A 17,498-nucleotide genomic window follows, 5' to 3' on the forward strand; every position below is an offset into this window, starting at 1 on the left:
CGAAAAGCGTGGAGTAAGCCAGGTCCTCCCCGCCGGCCAGCCGCCGGGGATGGGGACCAGCAATTGCTGCACTGTTTGTTCGATGTTTTCCATGCTTTGTGGCTTCTATATATAGAGGTGTTGCGATCAGCCCTTGCCGACTTCCGGCATGGTGGAGATCAGCGAGGCGCCGCAGCTGACTTTATGGCCTTCCAGCGCCACCGGCTTGCCGCCGACCACCCAGCTGGGGTCGCCTTCCACGATGGTGCAGTTGACGTGCCCTTGCTGCGGGCAGGTGACGGCGTCGCCCAGGCAGGCGACCTGCTTGCCGAACAAGGTGGTGCTGGATGCGGCGCTGACGACTTTGCCGCCATGATCGGTGGGGTCGCCCAATCGGATCACGCGTTTCATGCTGTGGCCTCCTCGCGCGGCGGTCTGGCCATGGCCAGCGCCACATGATCGTTGCTGAATTGAGTAATGAGGGCCGGAGCGGCCAGGCGCGCGCTGTGGCTGACGGCGGCGGCGGCCAGCATGGCGTCGGCGGCGACGCCGACGTCGCCCCACTCCCGCGCCAGATTGCTGGCCTCGTCGATGGGGTGCAGCTCCACCGCGTGGCGGTTCAAGGCGCTGGCGATGGCGGCCAGGCGCACGCCGCCGGCGTCTACGTCGCCGCCGTTGTGCACCAGCCAGCCCAGGCTGGCCGCCTTATCGTTTTCCGGCTTGGCGTCCTCCGGGCTGAACGGGTAATCCAGCAGCGCAGCATTGACCAAGGCGTTGTCCAGCACCGGTTGCAGTTGCCGCGTCAGTTGCAAGGCGCGCTCCTGCGGCGCAGCGGCCGCGCTGGACTGCCCCAATTGGGCCAAGACCGGCAGCTCGGCCAGGCCGGCCTGATGACGGGCCGGCACCACGCCCCAACTGCCGCCCGCGCGGCTGAAGTCTTTTTCCCAATAAGGCTGATAAGGATCGGCGCCCTCGGCCACGGCGACGGGGCCCAAATCGGGCTCAGGCAATTGCTCGCGCAGGAACAGCATGACGGCGACGGCCAGGCCCGGCTTGCCCAGCCAGCGCAGGCGTTCCGCCGTGGCGGGGTCGCTCTCGTCCCGCTCTTCGCCGCCCCGCGTCAGCAAGGGCGCGTCGGCGCCCAGCATGATCACGCCCGGCAGTTCCGGCTGTTGTTGCAGCAGCTGCCGCGCGCGGTCCGCCACCGTGCCGGTGCCGGCGCCCGCCAGGAAGCGCGCTTCCGGCGTCGGCCATTCGCCGTCGTCCAGCGTTTCGGCCATGGCGACCGTCTGCCATTCCTTGACCGCGGCGATCTGCTCGATGCCGGACAGGCTGGGCACCACTTCCATCACCAGCGGCAGCCAGGCCGCGCCGGGCGCGACGGCGTAGAGTTCCTGCAAGGCCTCGGTCACATGCGGCCGCAGTCCTTCCAGCGCCTCGTCGGCGTCAAGGTCGGCCGCGTCCAGGCAGGACCACAGACAGCCTTCCGGCGCTTCCGCCAGCCAGTCCGGCTCGCCATGGGCCGGCACGGCGCGCGCCCACAGCCAGCGGCAGTCCACCACGGCCTGGCGTTCGCGCAGCTCGGCCAGATGCCGTTCGCGCGCGGCCTCGCGCGCGGACTGGCGCTCGGCCTCGGCCGCGCTCTCTTGCTCGGTCTCTTCCTGCTTGGCGCGCTTTTCCTTCAGATAGCCCCATAGCTTGACGCCGGCGCTGAGCAACATCGGCGGCCCCAGGTGCAGCAGCAGGATGGCCGACGGGCTGATGCGCTGCCAGCTTTGCGGCAACACCAGCCACAGCAGCCCCCACCAGGCGACGGTGCTGACCCCGAACAGGCCCAACATTTTCCACATGGACGCGTTTCCTCAGCTCAGCCGCACTTTGACCTGCTCGCCCTTGAGCGAGACGGCGATCTTCTTCACCGGGCGGCCGGAAGCCATGCGCGCCAGCAGGTCGCTGGATATCTGCGCCAGCAGGGTGCGGGTCAGGATGGCGTCGGCGTTGCGCGCGCCGCTGTCCACGTCCAGGCAGCGCGCCGCCATCTGTTCCGCCAGTTCTTCCGGGAACTCCACTTGCGCGCCGTGGTTGTCGGCGATGCGCTGGCGGATCTTGTTCAGCTTGAGGCCGACGATGGCGCGCAGCACTTCGTCGCTGATCGGCAGATAGGGCACGATGGTCAGACGGCCGAGGAAGGCCGGCTTGAACACGCTTTGCAAGGTGGGCCGCAAAATCTCCACCAGGTCTTCCGGCGTCGGATCGCGGGTTTCGCCTTCGACGGTGACGCCGTGCTCGCAGGCGCGCATCACCAGATCGGAGCCGGCGTTGGAGGTCAGCAGGATGATGGTGTTCTTGAAATCGACTTCGCGGCCTTCGCTGTCTTCCAGCAGGCCTTTGTCGAAGACCTGGAAGAACAGCTCCATCACGTCCGGATGGGCTTTCTCCACCTCGTCCAGCAGCAGTACCGAGTAGGGCTTGCGACGCACCGCCTCGGTCAACACCCCGCCCTCGCCGTAACCGACATAGCCCGGCGGCGAGCCCTTGAGGCCGGACACGCTGTGCGCTTCCTGGTATTCCGACATATTGATGGTGATCAGATTGCGCTCGCCGCCGTACAAGGCCTCGGCCAACGCCAGCGCGGTTTCGGTCTTGCCCACGCCGGACGGCCCCACCAGCAGGAACACGCCCTTGGGCTTGCCCGGGTCTTCCAGATTGGCCTTGGCGATCTGCACCCGCTCGGCGATCTGCTCCAAGGCGTGATCCTGGCCGATGACGCGCGCGCCCAGCAGCGAGGCCAGCTTCTGCACCTGCTCCAGCTCATTGCTGACCATGCGGCCCAGCGGGATGCCGGTCCAGCCGGAAATCACGTCGGCGATCACGCTCTCGTCCACGCACTCGAAGGCCAGCGGCTGGAGCTTCTGCAGTTCGCGCAGCGCCTTGCGCTTGGTCTGCAACGGGCTGAGCTTCTTGCCCTTGGCCGGCTTGGCCTCGGCCTGCCGCTGTTTGAGCTCGTCGATTTCCGCCACCAGCTTTTGCTGTTCATCCCAGGCGGCGTGCAATTTCTCCAGGTCCGCCTGCAGTTCGGCGCGCCGGGCTTCCAGCTCCGCGATGCGTTCGGCGTGGCCTTCTTCGCGCTGCAGCGCGGCCACTTCGCGGTCGATATTGTCTATCAGCACCGACACGTCTTCGATCGGCCCCGGCTTGCCGGCGCGCGACAGCGCGACGCGGGCGCAAGCGGTGTCGAGCACGCTGATGGCCTTGTCCGGCAGCTGGCGGCCGGCGATGTAGCGGCTGGACAGATGCACGGCGGCGGCTACCGCCTCGTTGAGGATTTCCACCTTGTGGTGCTCGGCCATCGCCGGGGTCAGACCGCGCACCATCTGCACGGCGATTTCCGGCGCCGGTTCTTCTACCTTCACCACCTGGAAGCGGCGCGCCAGCGCGGCGTCTTTTTCAAAGTACTTTTTGTACTCGGCCCAGGTGGTGGCGGCGATGGTGCGCAGCTCGCCGCGCGCCAGCGCCGGTTTCAACAGGTTGGCCGCGTCGTTCTGGCCCGCCGCGCCGCCGGCGCCGATCAAGGTGTGGGCCTCGTCGATGAACAGGATGATGGGCACCGGGCTGGCCTTGACCTCGTCTATCACCTGGCGCAGGCGGTTTTCGAACTCGCCCTTGACGCTGGCGCCGGCCTGCAACAGACCCAGGTCCAGGGTGCGCAGGGTGACGCCCGCCAGCACCGGCGGCACTTCGCCGTGCACGATCTTGCGCGCCAGGCCTTCCACCACAGCGGTCTTGCCCACGCCCGGCTCGCCGGTGAGGATGGGGTTGTTCTGCCGGCGACGCATCAGGATGTCTATCATCTGACGGATTTCAACGTCGCGTCCCAGAATGGGGTCGATCTTGCCGGCCTTGGCCTGGGCGGTCAGGTCTATCGTGTATTTGTCCAGCGCCGGGCTGCCGCGCTTGCCGGCCGCGGGCGCGGCCATCGTCGGCTCCGCGCCGGCTTCGGCGGCCGGCGCGTTGGCCGAGGCCTCGCCGCCGTGCTGACGCAAGGCGGCGTAAGCGCCCTGCAGGCGGCCGGCGTCCTGGCGCGCCAGCGCGGCGGAGCCGGACTGCAACGCGCCGCGCAGCGCCTCGTCCTGCCACAGCGCCAGCAACAGGTCCAAGGTGGACACATCGTCCTGCCCCTGTTCCGCGCTGGCCAGCAGCCAGGCTTTTTCCAGCCACTTGGGCAGCCAGCCGGACAGCACCGGGTTGCGGGTATTGCCGCTGCGGAAGGCGTCCAGCGCGGCTTCCAGCTCGCGCTCGATGCGCGGCAGGTCCGCGCCCAGCGCGTGCAGCGCCGCCAGCGCGGCGTTGTTGTCCTGGTCGAACATCGCCAGCAGCGCGTGTTCGATCTCGATTTCGAAATGCGTGCGCGCCAGCGCGCGGCTGGCCGCCTGCTCAATCGCCTGGCGGGCGGTGGGGGTCAGCCTGTCGATCAGGGCTTTCAGGGATACGGACATATCGTTCCAATACGCTCAAAATGAAAAGTCGATTCCGCTCGCGCCGCTCAATGCAGCAGCGCGTAGCGCATGTCTTCAGGATCTTGCTTCTGCGGGCCCAGCCAGCAATTGCCGCCCAGACGCAGGTCCGCCGGGCCGCCCAGCTGCGCCGCCGGCACGTCGCGCTTGTCCAGCACCAGGCTGACGTCGGCCGCCAGATTATGGCCGACGGCGAATTGCAGCAGCGCCTGCAAGGCCTGCGCGCCGGGGCCGCCGGGCAGCAGGGCTTCGAACTGGGCGCGGCGCATGCTGCCCAAGCGCAGCTGCAGCTTGGTCTGACGGTCCCAAACCCGGGCGCCGGCGAACAAGGACACGCCCAGCTCGCTCTCGCTGTCGCCCAGCCGGCTTTGCTCCGCCGCCGGCACCTGCATCCACTGGCCGATGAATTGCTCCAATGCGGCGTCCACGCCGAAAAAGCCCTGGATCAGCGTTTCCAGCGCCTGCGCCGACAAAGGCTTCTGGCTGAGCAGGCCGGCGTAATAGATGAACAGGTTTTCGTCCAGGCTCGCGTCCGGCCCCATCTGCTTGCGCAGCTGGGACAGGCCCAGGCCGCCCAGGTCCAGCAGATTGCGGGTGAAACCGTCGCGCTCGCCGGCCTCCACTTCCAGCCAATAGCGGTATTTGCGCCAGGCGCCGAAGAACAAGGCAGTGGCGCGGTGGCTGAAGATGTCCAGGAAGGCGTGCAGCGATCCGTCCTTGTACTGCTGGCGGCGCTCCAGCAGCAGCTCGGTATAACTGGTGGGCAAGGCGCCGCTGGGCCCGGTCAGCCCGATGAAGCTGACCGTCATCTCGTCGGTGGCGTCCAGCTGCTCCGGCTCCTTGGCCGGCTGATAACGACACAGCTCGCTGGGCGGGAAGGACAGCGAGGCCAGCGAGCGGAAGCGCAAGCTGGCCGGCAACCGGCCGCGGCGCTCGCCGCGCTTGCGCGCGGACAGGCCCAGGATGCGCACCGCCTGGAAAAAGCCGAACTGGCTGGCGTCGCGCGCCAGCTCCAGTTTCAGATCACGAGGGCTTCGCCGGCTCGGGCTGGCCATGAGGCTACCTCCTCGTCTTGTTGAACCGCATGCACCCGCAAACGGGTGAAACTATTGGGCGCGCAATACAGCGCGAAGAAACGCTCCAGCACCGCGGCGAACAGATAAACGCTGCCGCCGACATAGTAATCCGGGTCCAGCGTCAGGCGGATTTCGCTGCCGCGGACAAAGCCGCTGAAATCGCGGCCGGACACGCGGGTCACCGCCGGCTGGCTTTCTATCCCCACCACGCCCTGGATCTGGCGCACGTTCACCGGGGAATCGGTCAGGTTGTACAAGGCCAGCATTTCCTGCAAGGCGGCGCAGCCGGAATCCACGATGGACATGTAGTTAAGCGACAAATGCGACACCAGCCGCCACTGCACCGCGCGCCCCAGCGGGCAACGCTGGCTGGCGCTGGGCTTGCGCAACAGGCGCACGCGCTTGACCACGGAATGGCCCGGCAGCGAGAAATCCGTCCGCTGGGTGGACTGGCTGCCGCCAAAGGGAATCTGCTCCGGCAGATCACGGTTGCTGCACAGCAGTTCCAGGCTCAGCACCTCGGTGGCCGGCCGCACCGCGTTGAACTCCAGGTCCGCCAGGTGCAGCTCCAGATCGGTGCCCTTGTCGCTCTGGCGCGGCGAGGGCTCCCGGCTGGCGTGCCAATAAAAGCGCGGCGTCTTTTTTTCGCTGCCGTGGCGTATCGCGTAGAAGGACGGCACTTCCTCGCTGCTTTCGCCGTCTCCGGATTTCTCCACCCGCACCACGCGCTTGATCTGGATCGCCTCGTAAGCCTGCTGCTTGCGCGCGTCCACCAGCACCGGGTAACTGGCTTTCTGGTGGGTGACGCGGATGGGCTCGCCCGGCTGGGTGAACAGGTTGACGATGGGCGTGCAGCCCAGCTTCATGTGCTGGGCCTGCAACTGGGTCTGCAGCCGGTTGTGACGCTCGCTGTCCGGGTATTCGTCCAGCAAGATCCGCAGCACCAGCTTATCGCCGTCCAGCCGCGCCACCGCCTTGTCCAAGCGCAGCAGATCGACGAAGAGGAATTTGTCCGGATAGCAGAAGTACTCGGTCAGCAGCCGATAGCCCATGAAGGAGCGTTCGTCGTAGTCCAGCAGACCTTCCTCGCGGCCGAAGCCCACCGCCCGCAGGCTGTCCGCCGGCAGCTTGCGCGTGCGGGCCGGGTCTTCGCTGCCGTCGCCCACGCTGACGCTCAGGACATTGGACAGCAGCATTTCGTACAGCAGATGCATCAGCGCCGGCTCGCCGTCCAGGAAGAAGCGCAGCGATTGCAGGCCGATGGCGTTGAGCGCCAGGCCGCCGTGAGTATGGAACTCCATCGTCATCACCGCCGCCGCGTCCGGCGCCAGCTGGCGCAGATAGGGCGAGCCGCTGGTCAGCTCCAGCTTGGCCTCGGTCAGCGACAGCGGATACAGGTCCACCGGATAAGCGCTGCGGAATTTGCACACCACGCCCTGCATCGCCGGCGCGTGCACCGACTGGCCGCGCTCCACCCGGTAGCGCTTGGCGATTTCCGGCCGCTGCGGATCGCATTCGAACTGCACGATGGTGGCGGAGGGAATCGGCTGCAGATAATGCGGGTAGAGCACATTGAGGAAGCTGGCCGCCACCTCCGGATATTCGTCATCCAGCTTCTTGTGGATGCGCGCGGCCAGGAAGGCGAAGGACTCGATCAGCCGCTCGGTGTGCGGGTCTTCGCACTGGTCGCCTTCCATTTGCAGACGGCCGGCGATCTTGGGATAGCGGCGCGCGAACTCGCCGGACAGCTGGCGCAGGTGTCCGAGTTCGCGTTCGTAATACGGCAATAAGGATTCAAGCATTAAGGCTCACGTCACATCTATTGTTGTCCGGTTGCGCCGGCGGGCTGGCCGCCGGCGGGAAACCGCTACTTCTTGGTTTTGAAATACTTTTCCAGGTCATGGTTCAGCGGCTCGCGCAGCAGCAGACCGCCATCCTCGCCCAGGCCGAAGATCAAGGAGGGAATCGCCGGCCGGCTCAGCCCCAGGTCGTCGACGGCGATGGCCAGCAGGCGGTCCGCGCGGCGCGCGGCCGGCACCTCCAGCCAGGTCCAGGCGTCGGCGCTGCCCTGACGCCGCAAGGCCACGCGGGTCCAGTCGTCGGCCTTGCCGTCCCAATCCAGGATCGCATCGCCGCTGGCCTGGCTGACCGCCTGTCCCAGCGTTTTACCCGCCGCCTCGAAGCGGACCTCGATGCCGGCCGCCCCGCCCACGCGCGGCTGGCCGACGATGGCGATCAATTGCCGCGCCGTGGCCGGCTGACGCACATTCATTTCCGCATCCGACATCAGGCGGTACTTGGGCGCCTGAGCAGGCAATTGCGCCTCCACCGTCACCAGGCCGTTGCTCACCCGCCAACGGCCCTCCAGATAATAAGCGCGGCTGGCCAACAAGGACCAGGAAGCCTGGCCGTCAGCCTGCAAAGCCAGCTCGGACTCCGTCCGGCTCTCCATCCGATAATGCCCGGCCAATTGCGCCGCCGTCAGCGGACGGTCCAATTTGCGGTAGCGCAACACGGAGCGCACCGGAATCTCAGGGCCGGCTTGGGCATCGTCAAGCCGCCGTCCGCCTGGATCTCCAGCTCCGCCTGGCGGAACAGGGGCTGCACCGCGTCGGCGTTGCTCAGCTCGAAACCGGCCGCCCGCTCCGTCCTGCCGGCGGCGTCCACCTCGAACCACTGCCAAGCTTGCCCGGAGCCGGCCAGGCGCAGGCCCACCTTGCGCCACGCTCCCCATGCCTTAGGCTGCCAGGCGATCAGATAGCCCGGCGTCCGGGTAGCCTCGGCCTCCACTTGCCGGCCTTGATCGTCTTCCAGCAGGGCCTCCGTTCCCGCCACGCCCATGCGGCCGGCCGCCAGCACCGCCACCGTCATCATCGCCTCGTCGTAGCGGTCCGCGGCCATGAAGCGGCCGGAGGCATAGGGCAATTGCCGGTAGGCCGGCGCTTCGCCGCCTGCCGCCGCGCGCAGGACGATCCGTCCCCGCCCGCGCGTCCAATCGCCGCGCACCGTGCGCGCGCCGCTGCCCTTGATGAACCATTCAAACTGACCCGAAGGCAGCAGTACCAGACTGCTGGGCAACCAGTCCTCGTCGGCCGGCACATAGGTGCCGGCCGCCTTGTCCGGCGCGGCGGCCTGCGCCGGCGCGCAGAGGCAGCCCAAAAGCAAAGCGGCGCAAACCCACCAGGCTCGCTTGTTCATTCTTGAAACCCTCTCGCCATAAAGTCGATGCGCCGGGCTCAATGCCGGCCTCCCCCAATACGCTCGCCCCGCCGTTCCTCGGCCTGGCGTTGCTGCTCGCGCCGGATCTCCTGCGCGCGCGGCGCCTGGCAGATCGGCTTCTTATTGCTGTTGCCGTCGGTGAAGAACACCGTGCGGTAGCGCAGATAAGTGCCGTGGGGTTCGCGCTTGCCCAGCGCGTAATGCATGAACCAGGCGCGGGAGTCGTGCACATGCTCGTCGTACAGCGCCATCAGCTTCTCGTCCTTGACCACCGCCGGGTACAAATCATTGCCATCCTCCCGCAGCATGACCAGTTCCGCCTGGCAATCGTCGCTGAACGGGCGGGACAAGCCGGTGAAGAAGGTGGCGAAGCCGCCAATCAGGTTGAAGGACAGCGAGGTTCGGCCCATGTAATCGTCGGCGAAGTCCTTGGCCCCTCCCGCAACTGGGTCTGATCCATCACCGGCTCGTACTGCTTATTGAGGTTAGGTTTGAAGCCCTCCGAAACCTGGCTCGCGTCCGCCTCTTTTCCCTTAGGCTTCAGCGTCACCCCGGTGGCAACGCCTTTGCGGCGCTGCGCCTTCCACTCCGACTCCTGCGCGTTCACCAGCCACTTGGGCGTGTCCTGGGAGTTTTTGTAAAACTCGGCGTTGCGATAACCCGGCCCGCCTTTCTCGTCGACGCCGCCTGCGTAACGGGCGATGCGCCAGGCGGTGATCTGCGCGGTCTGCCACTGCAGCAGGTCTTCCAGCGACGCGCCGCTGCCGGCATGCTGACGCCAGGCTTCGAAGCGCAGGATCAACTCCTCGTTGAAAATAAATAATCGGCTTGTCACATCACTCATGAAACGCCAGGGCTCGCGTCCTTCCAGCATGGCCAATTGCTCCGCGTCGGCATCCCCCAGCAAACTCTTATCCGCCTGCAAGGGCGCGCCGGCGTCAAAAGCCAGCCGGTACATATGCAGCAAGGGCAGTTGCGACAACAGCATGCCCTGCCCCTCGCGCGCCTTGCCCTGATCCTTGGGCGGATAACCGCCGCCCACATCGCTATGCATGCCGGGGTAAACCCATTCACCCAACACGCAGCCGGGATAACTGCGGTTGGCGATGGCCACAGAGTCCAGCGGAAAGCACAGCCGCTGCTCGTGCGCGCTGACCAGATGCGCGCAGCGCTTCAGAAAGCCGGCCTCCGGCGGCAGCTTCATCGTACCGTCTGCCCAGCCCATATGGCCCTCCGCCCCCGGCGCCAGCTCGGTCAGACCCACCGAGGCCACAGTGTCGAACAGGCCGAGGAATTCCACCGCGACGGGGATGCCGCACAGCGTGCCGGCCTCGACGTCCATCAATTCGCGCAGCCGCCACAGAAAGGAACGCGCCTCGGCTGCGCCGCGCGAGAAGCCATAGATGTACAACTTGATGCGCAGGATTTCCGGCTTGTAGTCGGCTTCGCGCTTGGCGACAATCGGCGCCAGCACTTTCTGCATCACCGCGCGGCGTTGCGCCAGCGTGGTGCTGCTGCGTTTTTTGACGCCTTTGTCGTCTTCCTCATAGGTGTACTGCATGTCTTTGATCAGTTGGAGAGCCTCCCCCGCCTCCAGCTTCTCGCCTTGGTCGCTATACGCGCGACGCATGGCATCAACCAACCGAGTCACTCCCCAGAGAATGCGGTCTTCGCCCCTGAGGCAAAACTCAGGCCACTGCTACTTGGCTCATCCTCGCCAATTTCCTTGAATACCGTGCCGACCCCTTGGATGTAATAGCTGTAGTACCCCCAGTCATTCCCTGCATCGTTACCAATAGAGGCATTGAATAAACGGCGCACATTGCTGCTGTTGACTGGGTCGGCTTTATCATCCGAGTCGCCATGGTTATTGGTACCGTCAAAGAACAGGCTGACATGCAGCACTTGAACACATGGGGATGGCTGTCCTTTTTGGCGCGCATCACACTTAGCGGCATCCACCTCACGCAACTGAGCGCTGCGCTGAGCCATCACCTGCGGTAGCCCCACCGGCAAATAACCAGCCAAGGGAAAGGCAGGAGCAATCAACGCGCCTGACATGTCTGTTTTCCTCCCAAGCGACGAATAATTTCCGGATAACGGTCTTCACGACCACGTAATCCTCCTAATACCCGACTCTGCTCCGCGGAATCAATCAACGGATACACCTCATCGCAAGGCAGGAACACCAGAACCAGGGAAGAAACTTTTTCATACTTGGGTACCGCCATCGTCACCTTACGGCGAACATAATTCGCTTCATGTTCCTCATGCCATTTACTACCTTCCGCCGTGATAGACCCATATTTGCCTCGGGGAGGTTGCTTAACTCCACCCGGATTCACCCCAGGACTCGGATCCTTCACCCACTCAATCGTCGCCGTCATGCCCGGCCGCCATTGCTCCGGCAAACTGACGCAGCACTCCTCACCGCCGCCGCCTCCCATGCCTTGGCCATTAAAGCGAGCATGCACAATTGTCATCCCAGACATGGTATTCACCACCCGCGCGCCAGCGCCTATAGTTTTGGACTGGGCCATGCTTTGACATCCAAGCAGGCTCAGGGTCAAGAACAGCCATGCACTAACAGAGAACCATTTCATCGTTTTCACCCTCAATGCTAAATTCCGATTTGCCGTTCCATTCCAAAACCATCGCCTGACAGGAACTGGCTCTAGCCGGGAATCATCCACCTCCCGAACACGTCTGCCGACCACCCAGCCGACGGACCATCTCCGGATAACGGTCTTCACGACCACGCAAGCCGCCCAACACCCGGCCCTGCTCCGCCGAATCAATCAACGGATACACCTCATCACAAGGCAGGAACACCAGAATCAGGGAAGACACTTTTTCATACTTGGGCACCGCCATCGTCACCTTGCGGCGAACATAATTCGCTTGATGCTCTTTCATCCAACGCTGCCACTCCGGCGGCGTCGTCCCGTCGGGGTTCCAAGGCGGCGCACGTCGCCCATCAGGATTAAGCTCCGGACTCGGATCCTTCACCCACTCTATCGTCGCCGTCATGCCCGGCCGCCATTGCTCCGGCAGGCTGACACAGCACTCCTCGCCTCCACCACCGCCCATGCCCTGGCCATTGAAGCTGGCATGCACGATCGATGTGCCCACCACGGTATTCACCACTCGCGCGCCGGCTCCTAGGGTTTTGGGCCGCTCCATACTCCGGCACCCGGCCAGGGCCAGCAGCAAACCAATCGTTAAAGCGATCCTCGTCATGGTTTTATCCTCCATGCGGAAATACGGATTGACTCAGTCACACTGCCAACACGCCAAACGCACATGGCCAAGCCCATCGAGTTCATCTGCCTGCCGCACAGACCTTCCCAGCCCCAAACGGCGAATGACTTCATCGTCCCACTCCGACGAAGCCAGCCCTCTCAGACCGCCAAACACCCGGCCCTGCTCTGCCGAATCAATCAACGGATACACCTCGTCGCAAGGCAGGAACACCAGTACCAAGGAAGAGACGGTTTCATACCTGGGCACCGCCATCGTCACCTTGCGGCGAACATAATTAGCTTCATGCTCCTCATGCCATCTACTGCCTTCCACCGTGATAGATCCATACTTGCTCCGGGGAGGTTGCCGAATCCCACCAGGATTCACCCCTGGACTCGGATCCACCACCCACTCTATCGTCGCCGTCATGCCCGGCCGCCATTGCTCCGGCAGGCTGACACAGCACTCCTCGCCTCCGCCGCCGCCCATGCCCTGGCCGTTAAAGCTGGCGTGCACAATCGACGTGCCCGCCACGGTATTCACCACTCGCGCGCCGGCGCCTAGGGTTTTGGGCGGCGCGATGTTCTGGCAAGCCGCCAGCCCCAAAGCCAAGACGCCACAAGCGGCCCACGCCAGCCATGGCATGTGCACCGCAGCCATCTCGCCACGGTTTGGCGCTCGCATCACCATCCGCCCTTGCCGGATTCCGCCGGCGCTTCGCAGCGCATGCGACCGCCCAGGCGTCGCGCCAGCTCCTGCCGCCACTCTGCCGAGGTTTTCTCCCGCAAACCGCTAAACACTTGCTGGCGCTGCCGGCAGTCAATCAGCGGATACACCTCATCGCAAGGCAAAAACACCAGGGACAAACCACAAGTATCCTCATAGGCCGGCACGGGGAGCGTAAGCCGATGGCGGACATAGTTAGCCTGGTGTTCCTTCAGCCAGTGGCGCCACTCCGGCGGCGTCGTTCCATCCGGATTCCAAGACGGCGCACGCCGCCCTCCTGGATTTACCCCAGGACTAGGATCCTTCACCCACTCTATCGTCGCCGTCATGCCCGGCCGCCACTGCGCCGGCAGGCTGATGCAACACTCCTCCCCACCGGAACCGCCTATGCCCTGACCGTTAAAACTGGCATGCACAATCTCGGCGCCGGCCATGGTATTCACCACCCGCGCGCCGACGCCTATGGTTTTGGGCGATGTCGTGCAGCCGGACAGGAGCAGCAAAATCAGCCACCCGCAAAAACGCGCCCATGCCGCGGCCATGCTCACACCGGCTCTCTCAAGCGGCGCTCGATCAAGGGCTGGCGTTCCGGCTCCGACCACAGCTTGGCCCGGTCCGCCGCCCGGTGCGCCGCCGCCAGCCGCGCCATCAGTTCTTCCTGCGAGCTCAGCCCGTACATCGACGGCGTCAGCAGATGATCCTGGCGCCAGCTTTCCGCCTGGTGCCAGACCATCAATTCGTCAATCTGCGACGGCGACAGGCTCAGGGTCTCCTCCTCCCACTGCGGCCAACTCCGCATCATGTCGACATCCGGCTCCAGACAGCGGGCGTTGCCGTCACGGTCCAGCCAATGCCATTGCAAGGCCGGCTCCAACAGGAAACGCCGCTGCGCCGGCTCCAGCGCCTCGCTGACCGCGGCGAACACGCGCGGATCGTTGAAACGCAGCACGCCCTGTTGTCGGCCCTGGTCCCAGGAGGCTTGCAGACAGGCGCTCAGCCGCTCGGCCAAGGCGTCGAAATCCCAATCGCCCAACAGGGCCAGCAAGCGCGGCTCGCCCTGCCATTTATCCAGCTGCCGCGTCCATTTTTCCAATCCAGCCGGGGAGTGCAGCGGCAAGCGCAGCAAGGCCGGCCCTTCGTCGGCGGCCTCGGCGTGCGGGGTCTCCAGCAAGAGGCTGCGCGGCATATGCATGGCAGGGGCGCGGCTCTGCCAAGCGTCGCCGATATCGCCCTGATCCACGATGAAGTCCAGCCACTCCAGCTCCGCCTGCCGCGCTTGCTCCAACAGCCGTTCCAGCCACGCGGCCGAAGAAGGTTTGGTCAACAGCACCGCCGGGCTCATTTAGCCGCCACCAAGGGATTGGCCTGCTTGAAGCCTTGCGCCATGCAGGTCTTGCAGACGGTGTTGGGGAAGCGCGGGAACGGCGGACTCATGCTGGCCGGCCCGCTCCAATCGTGGCTTCCGCCCTTGAAGCTGACGGTGCCGGGCGCGTGCAGCTCGATCTTGCCGTCCTTGATCCGCACATAAGCGCCGCCGCTGGTCAGCAGAATCTCCTTCTTGCCGTTCCACAACTGCTGGCCCTTGATGGCGGTGATCTTGACGTCCTGGTCGCCGGTCACCTCGATGCTGTCGCTCTGCGCTTGAACTTGCACCTTGCCCTTGGCGGCGATCAGCTTCAGCGCGATCTGGTCCTTGACCCCGGCGACGAACAGGCTGATGTGCTGACCTACATTGTGAATCCAGCGACGGCCCGAGGTTTGATTGCTGTCCCGCTGCGCCACCAGGTCCAGATTGGTCCCCGCCGCCACGGTCTGGCTTTGCTGGCTCAGGCTGGCGATGCCGGCCGGTGCGGACAGCACGATCAAGGGCTGTTGGCCGGCTTGGTCCTTGGCGGTTTTGCCGTCCTTGTCGGTGTTGCTGCCGGCCTCCCAGGCTTTCAAGGCCGCGGCCTGGTGTTGCAGATGGCCTTCGGTTTTCTTGGCGGCTTTGGCGTTGTCCGGGCCGATTTCCTCCGGCCCGGTTTCCATGGTATCGGCCTGCTGGCCGCTGGCGGTGTCCCCAGGCTTTGGCTTAGGGCCAAGGCCGCGTCCAGCTGGCTTTGCGCCTGTTCGCGCGCCAGTTGTTTGCCCCCAGCGCCGTTCTGCGCTTCGGTGCTCAGCAGCAGGCCATGGCCGGCGCGGACGGCGCCGTGGTTGTCGGTGCGCAGTTCGAAGCCGTCGCCGCGCGGCTCGGCCTTGCCGTTGCTGCGCGGCTGGGTGAGGAAGCCTTGGTTGAGTTGGGTTTTGCCGGGTTCGCTCGATAGTTTGGCACGGACTTCGCCGGGGGTGTCGTCGAACAGCAGTTCGTTGTACTGGCCACCCTGGTGTTCTTTGGATTTGATGCCGGACAGGGTCTTGTTCGCCGGCAAGGCGCCCGCGCCGCTGAAGTCCGGCGTCGGGTGGCTGCCGTTGTAGAGCACGCCGGTAATCACCGGGCGGTCGATATCGCCTTCGATGAAGTCGACCAGCACTTCCTGACCGATGCGCGGGATGAATTGATGGCCCCAGCCGGCGCCGGCGCTGGGCATCACCACGCGCAGCCAGCAGGAGGATTTGTCGTCCATCCCCGCGCCGATGCTCGGGTGTTCGTCCGGCCTCTGCCAGTGGAATTGCACCTTGATGCGGCCGTGCTGGTCGGTGTGGACTTCCTCTCCTTGCGGGCCGACCACGGTGGCGGTCTGTACGCCACGGGATTTGGGTTTGGCCAGTTCGGTATGGGCGTAGGCCGGGGTCAGCGGCACGCCGCGGCGTTGGGCGTCGAAGTCGGCGCGGAAGGGTTGGGCGTCCTCGGCTTTTGCCAGCGCTTTGAGGTCGGCCGGCAGGTTGTTGCGCGCGCTTAAGGCTTGGCGGGTGACGACGAATTCGCGCTGTTCGCTGCTGTCGCCGTCGTGGGCCGGATGGTCGTCCAGGCGGAACCACTGGCCGGCGGCCAGGCCGCGCACGCTGCCGCCGCCGCTGAATTGCTTGGCGTTCAGGTCATGCGCTTGCTGGCGCAGCTGGGCGTAGTGGCTGAGCTGGTCGGCGTCGCCGGCGTAGTACAGCGATTGCGGGTCGTAGTCGTGCAAGGAGGATTGCAAGGCCTTGCCGTTCTGGCCCTGGTCGATGCGGCTGTCGTCGCCGCTGTGCTGGGTCTGCACCGGCTGATAATCGAAGCTGGCCAAAGCCACCGCGCCGGGGACGATCTGGCGTTGGGCGTTCCACTCGGTCAGGCCGTCTTCGGCCTCGGTGGCGTCGCTGCGGTGGAAGCGCACTCGCTCGACCGTAGCCGGCGGCAGACTGTAGGGGTCGTCGAAGGCGACCAAGCGCACTTGTGGCGTGTCGCCGTCCAGGTGATCGAAACGCCAGGCGTAACCCTCTTCGTGCAGCAGGCGCACGATGAAATCGTAATCGCTCTCGCGGTATTGCAGACAGTAGCTGCGCGGCGACGCCGGGCCGGTCTTGAAGTCCTGGGCCTGGACGCGGGCGAACACCGGATTGGCCTGCTGATGCTCGCTCAGAATCTGCGTGACGATGTCCGGCACCGACTGGTCCTGGAACACCCGCGAGCTGACGCGATGACGCAGCAGCGCGAACGGCGGCTCAATGGTCAGCTGATAACGGCTGAAGCCGCCGTCCGAACCCAGGCACTCGGCCTTGGACACCACGCCGCAGCGCAGGCTCTCCGCGCCGGCGGCGTCCAGGATGCCGAGCCGGGCCGGCAGGCCGAGCAGGCTCTTGAGTTCAATCTTGCCGTCCGGAGACAGACAGGTCAGCTGGTAGGCGTAAGACCGGGACACGCCTTCTTCGCCGGCCAAACTCAGCGGCAGCAATTGCTCGGCCGCCACGCTGCCGTCGCCCAGGCTGAGGGTGAGCAGGCGCTGGTCCTGGTTGAAGGCGGAGGCGAAGCTGGCGAGCAGGGTGCTGGGGTCCATGGCGTTAACCTGATTCAAATCGACTGCGCAATTGGCGAGTCCTTAAGCAAACCGTGCGCGGCCGCGCCGGGTTTGCTTAAGCACCCGAAAACGCCCGGCCGCCCGCTTGCGCTGGGCGGCCCGGCGCCGAGATTCAGTTGGCGATCAGACGCACCGCGTGCAGCTGACGCTCGGTGTCGTAACGCACGGTGATTTTATTGGCCGGCACGCCGGCGTCGCTCAGGAACTGCTTGACGGCGATGGCGCGGGTTTGCGCCGCGGCGCGGGCATTGCCGATGTCGCCGCGGTAGCAGTGGCCGCGCACCAGGATGGATTTGGCGGTCTTGAGCTTGGGCAGCAGCAGTTGCAGTTGAGCCTCGCCCACCGGGGACAGTTTGGGGCTCATTTTTTCAAACGGGATCAGGTTGGGGTCTATGGCCATATTGGCGGCCACGGCCTTGTCCAGCGCGGCCTTCTCTTCCGCCGCCTTGATCACGGCGGGGTCGTTGGAGGCTTGTTGAGCGTTAGGATTGGTCTTGCAGCCCACCAGCGACAGGGCGAGCGCGGCGACCATCAGCAAACGTTTCATAGCATTACTTCCCGGATTGACTTTGACATGGGTAAAGGACATCCCGGAGCTCGCCGCGGCCAATCGGCGCGCGGCGGCCCCCGGGTGCCTTAGAGTCTGTTCAAAGCCCGGCGGTCACGAGCGAAACAGGGCGAAAACAGCGGAAGAAACGGACTGGCCCTAGGGCGCATGAGCATTCCGAAGCGGTACTCGCCGTGCAAGGTCTCGCGCACGCGGCGGACAT

The 17,498-nt window shown here is 65.3% G+C and carries 17 protein-coding genes and 1 pseudogene (1 of these 18 cut by a window edge); all 18 read right to left on the minus strand.

The window, feature by feature from the left end; all coding sequences use genetic code 11:
- A protein-coding gene (tssA, locus tag HQN78_RS14860; protein WP_370646612.1) for a type VI secretion system protein TssA crosses the window boundary here: on the minus strand, positions 1–175 show its start. It extends 998 nt beyond the left edge of the window; 175 of the gene's 1,173 nt are visible here — the first part of the coding sequence; the start codon lies at positions 173–175; its stop codon lies off the left edge, out of view.
- A complete protein-coding gene (locus HQN78_RS14865) occupies positions 127–390 on the minus strand; it encodes a PAAR domain-containing protein (protein ID WP_043641377.1) in 264 nt (87 codons plus the stop codon). The genes tssA and HQN78_RS14865 overlap by 49 nt, the downstream gene beginning before the upstream one ends.
- Entirely contained in the window at positions 387–1,829 is a 1,443-nt protein-coding gene (locus tag HQN78_RS14870) for a hypothetical protein (protein WP_235084621.1), read from the minus strand. Before HQN78_RS14870 ends, HQN78_RS14865 begins: the two co-directional genes overlap by 4 nt.
- Positions 1,830–1,841: 12 nt before the next feature.
- On the minus strand, positions 1,842–4,475 hold the full coding sequence (gene tssH, locus HQN78_RS14875) for a type VI secretion system ATPase TssH (protein WP_235084624.1): 2,634 nt from the start codon (positions 4,473–4,475) through the stop codon (positions 1,842–1,844).
- Between the two features lie 47 nt (positions 4,476–4,522).
- Positions 4,523–5,548: a type VI secretion system baseplate subunit TssG gene (gene tssG / locus HQN78_RS14880; RefSeq protein ID WP_107798035.1), complete on the minus strand. Its 1,026-nt coding sequence runs from the start codon at positions 5,546–5,548 to the stop codon at positions 4,523–4,525.
- Positions 5,512–7,371 carry a type VI secretion system baseplate subunit TssF gene (gene tssF / locus HQN78_RS14885; RefSeq protein WP_235084627.1) on the minus strand — a complete coding sequence of 620 codons (1,860 nt, stop codon included), beginning with the start codon at positions 7,369–7,371 and terminating at the stop codon, positions 5,512–5,514. Before tssF ends, tssG begins: the two co-directional genes overlap by 37 nt.
- 65 nt (positions 7,372–7,436) lie before the next feature.
- Positions 7,437–8,093, minus strand: a complete 657-nt coding sequence (locus tag HQN78_RS14890) for a hypothetical protein (protein ID WP_235084629.1) — start codon at positions 8,091–8,093, stop codon at positions 7,437–7,439.
- Complete coding sequence (locus tag HQN78_RS14895; protein ID WP_235084631.1) at positions 8,051–8,767, minus strand: hypothetical protein; 717 nt, start codon at positions 8,765–8,767, stop codon at positions 8,051–8,053. Before HQN78_RS14895 ends, HQN78_RS14890 begins: the two co-directional genes overlap by 43 nt.
- 38 nt (positions 8,768–8,805) lie before the next feature.
- The gene (locus tag HQN78_RS14900) at positions 8,806–9,198 is read right to left on the minus strand and encodes a hypothetical protein (protein ID WP_235084633.1); all 393 of its coding nucleotides are present in this window, start codon (positions 9,196–9,198) and stop codon (positions 8,806–8,808) included.
- Positions 9,168–10,418, minus strand: a complete 1,251-nt coding sequence (locus tag HQN78_RS14905) for a DUF2235 domain-containing protein (RefSeq protein ID WP_235084635.1) — start codon at positions 10,416–10,418, stop codon at positions 9,168–9,170. The genes HQN78_RS14900 and HQN78_RS14905 overlap by 31 nt, the downstream gene beginning before the upstream one ends.
- Before the next feature lie 17 nt (positions 10,419–10,435).
- Positions 10,436–10,849, minus strand: a complete 414-nt coding sequence (locus HQN78_RS14910) for a DUF2235 domain-containing protein (protein WP_235084639.1) — start codon at positions 10,847–10,849, stop codon at positions 10,436–10,438.
- Positions 10,834–11,391, minus strand: coding sequence for a DUF3304 domain-containing protein (locus HQN78_RS14915; RefSeq protein ID WP_235084642.1), 558 nt, complete (start codon positions 11,389–11,391; stop codon positions 10,834–10,836). The genes HQN78_RS14910 and HQN78_RS14915 overlap by 16 nt, the downstream gene beginning before the upstream one ends.
- A gap of 82 nt (positions 11,392–11,473) precedes the next feature.
- Positions 11,474–12,028 (minus strand): DUF3304 domain-containing protein, encoded by a 555-nt coding sequence (locus tag HQN78_RS14920; protein ID WP_235084645.1) that lies wholly within the window; start codon positions 12,026–12,028, stop codon positions 11,474–11,476.
- A gap of 33 nt (positions 12,029–12,061) precedes the next feature.
- Positions 12,062–12,691 carry a DUF3304 domain-containing protein gene (locus HQN78_RS14925; protein ID WP_235084647.1) on the minus strand — a complete coding sequence of 210 codons (630 nt, stop codon included), beginning with the start codon at positions 12,689–12,691 and terminating at the stop codon, positions 12,062–12,064.
- 23 nt (positions 12,692–12,714) lie between these two features.
- On the minus strand, positions 12,715–13,299 hold the full coding sequence (locus HQN78_RS14930; protein WP_235089827.1) for a DUF3304 domain-containing protein: 585 nt from the start codon (positions 13,297–13,299) through the stop codon (positions 12,715–12,717).
- Positions 13,300–13,301: 2 nt separating this feature from the next.
- Positions 13,302–14,087, minus strand: coding sequence for a DUF4123 domain-containing protein (locus tag HQN78_RS14935; RefSeq protein WP_235084650.1), 786 nt, complete (start codon positions 14,085–14,087; stop codon positions 13,302–13,304).
- 8 nt (positions 14,088–14,095) lie between these two features.
- Positions 14,096–16,707, minus strand: a pseudogene (locus HQN78_RS14940) (type VI secretion system Vgr family protein).
- A 133-nt stretch (positions 16,708–16,840) separates the two neighbouring features.
- A complete protein-coding gene (locus HQN78_RS14945; RefSeq protein ID WP_158274210.1) occupies positions 16,841–17,275 on the minus strand; it encodes an OmpA family protein in 435 nt (144 codons plus the stop codon).
- Positions 17,276–17,498 lie beyond the last annotated feature (223 nt).

The organism is Chromobacterium sp. Beijing, assembly GCF_021496765.1.
GTDB lineage: Bacteria > Pseudomonadota > Gammaproteobacteria > Burkholderiales > Chromobacteriaceae > Chromobacterium.

Coding starts and splice junctions, on each gene's coding strand:
- HQN78_RS14865 (WP_043641377.1), bottom strand. CDS start 390: ATGAAACGCGTGATCCGATTGGGCGACCCCACCGATCATGGCGGCAAA.
- HQN78_RS14870 (WP_235084621.1), bottom strand. CDS start 1,829: ATGTGGAAAATGTTGGGCCTGTTCGGGGTCAGCACCGTCGCCTGGTGG.
- tssH (WP_235084624.1), bottom strand. CDS start 4,475: ATGTCCGTATCCCTGAAAGCCCTGATCGACAGGCTGACCCCCACCGCC.
- tssG (WP_107798035.1), bottom strand. CDS start 5,548: ATGGCCAGCCCGAGCCGGCGAAGCCCTCGTGATCTGAAACTGGAGCTG.
- tssF (WP_235084627.1), bottom strand. CDS start 7,371: ATGCTTGAATCCTTATTGCCGTATTACGAACGCGAACTCGGACACCTG.
- HQN78_RS14895 (WP_235084631.1), bottom strand. CDS start 8,767: ATGAACAAGCGAGCCTGGTGGGTTTGCGCCGCTTTGCTTTTGGGCTGC.
- HQN78_RS14900 (WP_235084633.1), bottom strand. CDS start 9,198: ATGGGCCGAACCTCGCTGTCCTTCAACCTGATTGGCGGCTTCGCCACC.
- HQN78_RS14905 (WP_235084635.1), bottom strand. CDS start 10,418: ATGCGTCGCGCGTATAGCGACCAAGGCGAGAAGCTGGAGGCGGGGGAG.
- HQN78_RS14910 (WP_235084639.1), bottom strand. CDS start 10,849: ATGTCAGGCGCGTTGATTGCTCCTGCCTTTCCCTTGGCTGGTTATTTG.
- HQN78_RS14915 (WP_235084642.1), bottom strand. CDS start 11,391: ATGAAATGGTTCTCTGTTAGTGCATGGCTGTTCTTGACCCTGAGCCTG.
- HQN78_RS14920 (WP_235084645.1), bottom strand. CDS start 12,028: ATGACGAGGATCGCTTTAACGATTGGTTTGCTGCTGGCCCTGGCCGGG.
- HQN78_RS14925 (WP_235084647.1), bottom strand. CDS start 12,691: ATGGCTGCGGTGCACATGCCATGGCTGGCGTGGGCCGCTTGTGGCGTC.
- HQN78_RS14930 (WP_235089827.1), bottom strand. CDS start 13,299: ATGGCCGCGGCATGGGCGCGTTTTTGCGGGTGGCTGATTTTGCTGCTC.
- HQN78_RS14945 (WP_158274210.1), bottom strand. CDS start 17,275: ATGAAACGTTTGCTGATGGTCGCCGCGCTCGCCCTGTCGCTGGTGGGC.